Here is a 4,598-nt window from a genome sequence, read left to right as displayed (position 1 = left end):
CGCTTTCGAACCCCCAGCGCGATTAGCTCAGCGGGAGAGCGCTTCCCTGACACGGAAGAGGTCACTGGTTCAATCCCAGTATCGCGCACCAGCTTTCACGCAGATGAGGCCCGGTTTTCACCGGGCCTTCATCGTCTCCGCGCAATAAACGCGCAATAGCGGCGCCGGTGGTGGCAACCGCCGAGGAGAGTGCCAAATGACGCCCAGCCCGCAATCACAGACCGACTTGTCGGTGGCCGGTGACGACCAAACCGCCGAAGGCCCTGGCCTTGTCCGCTGCAAAAGCTGTGGCCGGCACGGCTGGCACGAAACCGACCGCTGCCCTGAGCGGCCTGTCCCCGCACCTCCTGGCGCGGTTCATCTGCTGCCCTGGGAGGCACCGACCACGACCGGCTTCACGGAGTGGGTCCGGTACTTCGACGGCACAACCCGCGTCGTGCATCTCGACAACCGGGACCGCGACATCGCGGTCACCATCGAGGGCACGCAATGGGAAGACGGCCGCGTCGGCAGCCCCATGGTCCGGGTGCGCGACATCGACCCCGACAATCCGCTCACGGTCGAGCAGGCCCGCGCATTAGGCGCCGCGCTGACGGCGGCAGCCGTCGAGGTTAAGGAGCTGGCCGACTACCGTCACCACCGCGACACCGCGCGTGTGGTTCCGGCGACTGCTACCGGTTCAGCTGATGTGCGAATCGACGTCTGCACCGATGAGGACAGCGACGGCGCGGAGCGCTACATCACGCTCAACGGCGAGATTCATCTGCTCAACCCCGCCGCGGTGCGCCGGGTCGCCAGGGAGCTGCTGGACGCGGCCGACGAGCTCGAAGGGGCCGAGCAGTGACCACCACACCCGAAAACACCGCAGCCACCTGGCGAGACCTGGCCGACCAGCTCACGCCCGAACAGATCTCCCTGCTTGAATACTGCGAACGCGAACAGGTGCCCCCCGGGATTGCCGACGCCGAACACCACCTGAACCACGCGCGGATGCTGACGCAGCAGAACCTGTTCCGGCAGATTTTCGCCGACATAGAACCACCGGAAGCTGTGGGCGACGTCGGCGAGTGGGTGGAATGGGGCGACCGGTACGGCCGCCCCTACATCGCGTGGGAACGTGACGTCGACGGCGTGGTTGTCAGCGTGGACGGAGCGCAATTCGGTGACGGCCGCATCGAGTTGAGTATCCGGAGCGCCGCTGCGGAGGACATGACAGTGCATCAGGCCCGCGATATGGCCTTAGCGCTCGTCGATGCGGACGTTGCCGAGGTGGAACGCCTGTCAGGCGGGTATGGGCGATGAGGACCGAGTACGGGGTGCGCAAGGCCGCGAAGTTGCTCGGTTTGCGGGTCGTCAAATGCGGTTCGACGTATCGGATCCTCGACGGCGACGACCAGGTATTGCACGAGGGGTTGTTCGACGCGGCGGTAGCTTTCCTGGCCGCCCGCCCACGGCCACCCTTCAAGTACCGATACAAAGAGCTGCCCGAGGGCTGGGCCCAGCCGATCGAGGACTATCTACTTTCCTTGGCCGCCGGCGGCCAACGCGAAACGACCCTCAAGGCGCGCCGAAGCTACCTGACGCGCATCGCCCGCGGCTTGGGCTGCCCACCAGAGACGGTCACCGGCGAGATGCTCGTCGACTGGTTCGGGCGCCAGACGCACTGGACCCCGGAAACCCGCAAGGGCTATCGCAGCTCGGCACGCGGATTCTTCTCGTGGGCCTACCGCACCGGCCGCGTGGCGGTGTATCTCGGCGACGAGATCCCCAAACCGCGTCCCCCGCAAGCCTCGCCGCGGCCAGCACCCGACGATGCGTTGCGTGCCGCCCTGTCCGCGGCAGATGCCCGTACGACGTTGATGCTGCGCCTAGCCGCCGAGTGCGGCCTACGCCGCGCTGAGGTCGCCCAGCTCCACACGCGTGACGTGATCGAAGGTGTCGACGGCGCTCAGCTTGCCGTGCACGGCAAGGGCGGTAAACGGCGGGTGGTGCCGATCGGCGACGATCTGGCCACGGTGCTGCGGCGCGGCGCTGCCGGGCACACGCCGGGAACAGCGCCGCAGGGGTGGCTGTTTCCGGACGGCCGCGGCGGTCATCTCGAGCCCCACTGGGTCGGCGAACTCGTCTCGGCGGTGCTGCCCGAGGGCTACACGATGCACACGTTGCGGCATCGGTTCGCCACCCGCGCCTACCGGGGCACCCGCAATCTGAGAGCTGTGCAGAAACTGCTGGGCCATGCATCCATCGCCACGACGGAGCGTTACACGGCGGTCGACGACGACGAGATCCGCGCGGCCGCGGCAAGCGCGTGGTGAGGGAGGCCCTTGTGACTGCAGTGCGCCTGCCGCGTGAGGAACGCGCCGAAGTCGTTGCATCACTACGCGAATCAGGACTGAGCATCCGGGCCATTTCAGCGGCGACCGGAATGAGATGTAAGGCGAGCGCGAACGCGCCAGCCGCCATGCCGGACTCGTTGACGAGGGTCGCCTGCTGGACGCGTCCGAGGGAGTCTTCGATGGGGGTAATCGAAGTAACCCCATCCTCAAGCCGGTCTTTGACCCGGCTCACCTGGTCTAGTCCGAGCACCCGGCACAGGTCGGCCAGCACGAACCACGGCTCGTTGTCGATGAGGATGACGCGCACCTGGTGGTCGGTTTAGGTGAACAGCTCGACGGCGCCATCTCCTCGGCGGAATCCTCGATGGGGTAGGTCTGATCTACCCCATCGGCGAGCCGGTCCCGGACAGTTGCGGCGCGTCTCGCTGGAGGACCAGAAGGGTGTCGACCAAATCGACACCCCTGGCGAGCGCCTTGACGAGGGTGGTGCGTCGGACGCATACCCTTTCAACCGCCCGGCGCCCCGCAAATCAGCGCACAGCCACGGCTGGCGGACACCACCGAAGTGACGCCGGCGCCGCGAACATCACCGCGTCAGCATGAACACCAAATCGCGCCAATCATCCTCACCAAGAACGCCGCCATCATGCTCATCGTGAACGCCGGTCAACACACAAGGTCTATGAACGGATCGCCGACGACGCCAAGGGGTCGGAGTTCGATTCCGACCCCCGGCATCCAACTCTGCCGGGGCGCTTTTTGGTTTCTCGCTACAGGGCCGCAAGAGCCGCCAGCAGATGGCCGAGCAACTCGAATATCACGTAGGGCAGCAGGATCGTGACGCCGAAGCCGACCAGGAGCGGCAGCGTGAACAGCACGAGGAGCGGGTCGGTCTGGAACAGTCCCAGCAGCCCGGTCAATGCGCCGAGGCTCGCAGCGTTCCCGGCTTCGGCGCCCGCGTAGGCCGCAGCGCTCGCGTGCAATGCAGCCGAGAAGTCCTGGGCGCCGGCGCCGAACCGCGCCACGCTGGTGCTCAGCGCGGCACCATGGGCGCCGAACAACGCAGCCACGGCGCCGGAGACCGCGTCGGCCCCGGCGGGCGCGATGGCGGTGGCGCGCGCGGCCGTCACGGCGTTGGTGCTACGGACGGTGTCGCCGAGCGCGGTCAGCTCGGCGCTGGCGCCCACCAGGGCGTCAGGGTCTACACGCAGCGCAGTTGTCATTCGGGAGGGCTCCCTTCAGGGGTGGGGGGTATCACTGCGCGCCCTGCGACGCACAGTAGTTCGCGTTGTACGCGGGCCCGAACGGGTCACACGCGTAGCTCCCGCTCGACGGCGACTCGTTGTAGCAGATGGTCGGGTCGAACAGCGGCGAGGACGGATTGCACCACTGGACGGGACCTGCGTGCGCGGGTGGCATCGGGACGACGCCGATCAGTGCTGCGGCTGCGGCGAGACCGCAGAGCGCTCGTGTCAACATGGCAACCTCCTATTTCTGCGCGCCGCCGCAGCCACCGGGTGGCGCGGGCTGCGGGATCGGACCGTTGTCGGGATCGACGACGCACGACATTCCCAGCCGCGTCGGCTCGCTCGAGCCCGGCATGAAGAACGGCATCGAGGAGCCCGCGTAGGACAGCTGGTGCCAGTAGGAGCCGTCGGGATAGTGCGCGCCGTCGCACCACCCCTCGAAGATGGATCCTCCGCCGCCACCGGCGCACTGGCCGGCGGCCTGGTTGGGGATGTGCGGGTCGTCGGCGCGGGCCGGGCTGGCGTTGAGCGTGGCCAGTGCGGCCAGCGTGGCGAGCACCGCAGCGGCCGCGCGGGCCGGGTGGGTCATGGACTGCATGGTAGGCCTCCTATGCTCCTAATCCGATGTCCGACGAGGCGATTGAGCGCAGCACCGGATTCGCCGCGGCCTCGGAGATGCGGCGGATCTCCGGGGCCGAGACTGCGGCGTAACGCTGGGTCGTGGATCACCGACGCATGCCTTGGGCGGCGCGCAGGTTCCCGGTCCCGGTGTGCACGGCGGCCGGCGTAGGACATCGGCAAGAAGCATTCTGGCTCAACGCTTTTCACCCTTCGTACTGCGGGCAGTAGGCGGCCAGGGCGACGTTGACCATGCCGGAGGTTTGCCACGGCGTGAAGGTGGGGTCGTCGCGTTGTACTTCGTCGATGATTTGCGCGCGGGTCATGCCGTGGGCGAAGCCTCCGCAGATGCTGCGCGCACCGGCTTCGGCGACGTCCCAGTTAACGATCCGCATGC

The 4,598-nt window shown here is 67.6% G+C and carries 7 protein-coding genes, 1 tRNA gene and 1 pseudogene; 4 read left to right on the top strand and 5 right to left on the bottom strand.

Going from position 1 to position 4,598, the window contains the following annotated elements:
* The first annotated feature begins 16 nt into the window (after nt 1-16).
* The 4 genes from AC2VOP_RS10880 (at nt 17) to AC2VOP_RS10865 (ending at nt 2,315) form a co-directional block, all read left to right on the top strand.
* Nucleotides 17-91 (top strand) — tRNA-Val (locus tag AC2VOP_RS10880).
* Nucleotides 92-196: 105 nt separating this feature from the next.
* A complete protein-coding gene (locus AC2VOP_RS10875; protein ID WP_486960971.1) occupies nt 197-844 on the top strand; it encodes a hypothetical protein in 648 nt (215 codons plus the stop codon).
* A complete protein-coding gene (locus tag AC2VOP_RS10870) occupies nt 841-1,302 on the top strand; it encodes a hypothetical protein (protein WP_486960970.1) in 462 nt (153 codons plus the stop codon). Before AC2VOP_RS10875 ends, AC2VOP_RS10870 begins: the two co-directional genes overlap by 4 nt.
* On the top strand, nt 1,299-2,315 hold the full coding sequence (locus tag AC2VOP_RS10865; protein WP_486960969.1) for a tyrosine-type recombinase/integrase: 1,017 nt from the start codon (nt 1,299-1,301) through the stop codon (nt 2,313-2,315). The genes AC2VOP_RS10870 and AC2VOP_RS10865 overlap by 4 nt, the downstream gene beginning before the upstream one ends.
* Nucleotides 2,316-2,469: 154 nt before the next feature.
* Here the strand turns inward: AC2VOP_RS10865 and AC2VOP_RS10860 are convergent.
* From AC2VOP_RS10860 to AC2VOP_RS10840, 5 genes and pseudogenes are all read right to left on the bottom strand, one after another.
* Nucleotides 2,470-2,643, bottom strand: a pseudogene (locus tag AC2VOP_RS10860) (BRO family protein); the annotation flags it as partial.
* 463 nt (nt 2,644-3,106) lie between these two features.
* Entirely contained in the window at nt 3,107-3,559 is a 453-nt protein-coding gene (locus AC2VOP_RS10855) for a PE family protein (protein ID WP_486960968.1), read from the bottom strand.
* Between the two features lie 31 nt (nt 3,560-3,590).
* Nucleotides 3,591-3,815, bottom strand: a complete 225-nt coding sequence (locus AC2VOP_RS10850) for a hypothetical protein (RefSeq protein ID WP_486960967.1) — start codon at nt 3,813-3,815, stop codon at nt 3,591-3,593.
* 9 nt (nt 3,816-3,824) lie between these two features.
* Nucleotides 3,825-4,172: a hypothetical protein gene (locus AC2VOP_RS10845; protein WP_486960966.1), complete on the bottom strand. Its 348-nt coding sequence runs from the start codon at nt 4,170-4,172 to the stop codon at nt 3,825-3,827.
* A 235-nt stretch (nt 4,173-4,407) separates the two neighbouring features.
* Nucleotides 4,408-4,598: DUF732 domain-containing protein (locus AC2VOP_RS10840; RefSeq protein ID WP_486960965.1), on the bottom strand; the 191-nt coding region annotated here is incomplete at its 5' end.

The organism is Mycobacterium sp. TH-M106 (genome assembly GCF_057473765.1).
Note: the sequence above shows the minus strand (reverse complement) of the source record. Positions and strands in the feature narration are given on the sequence as shown.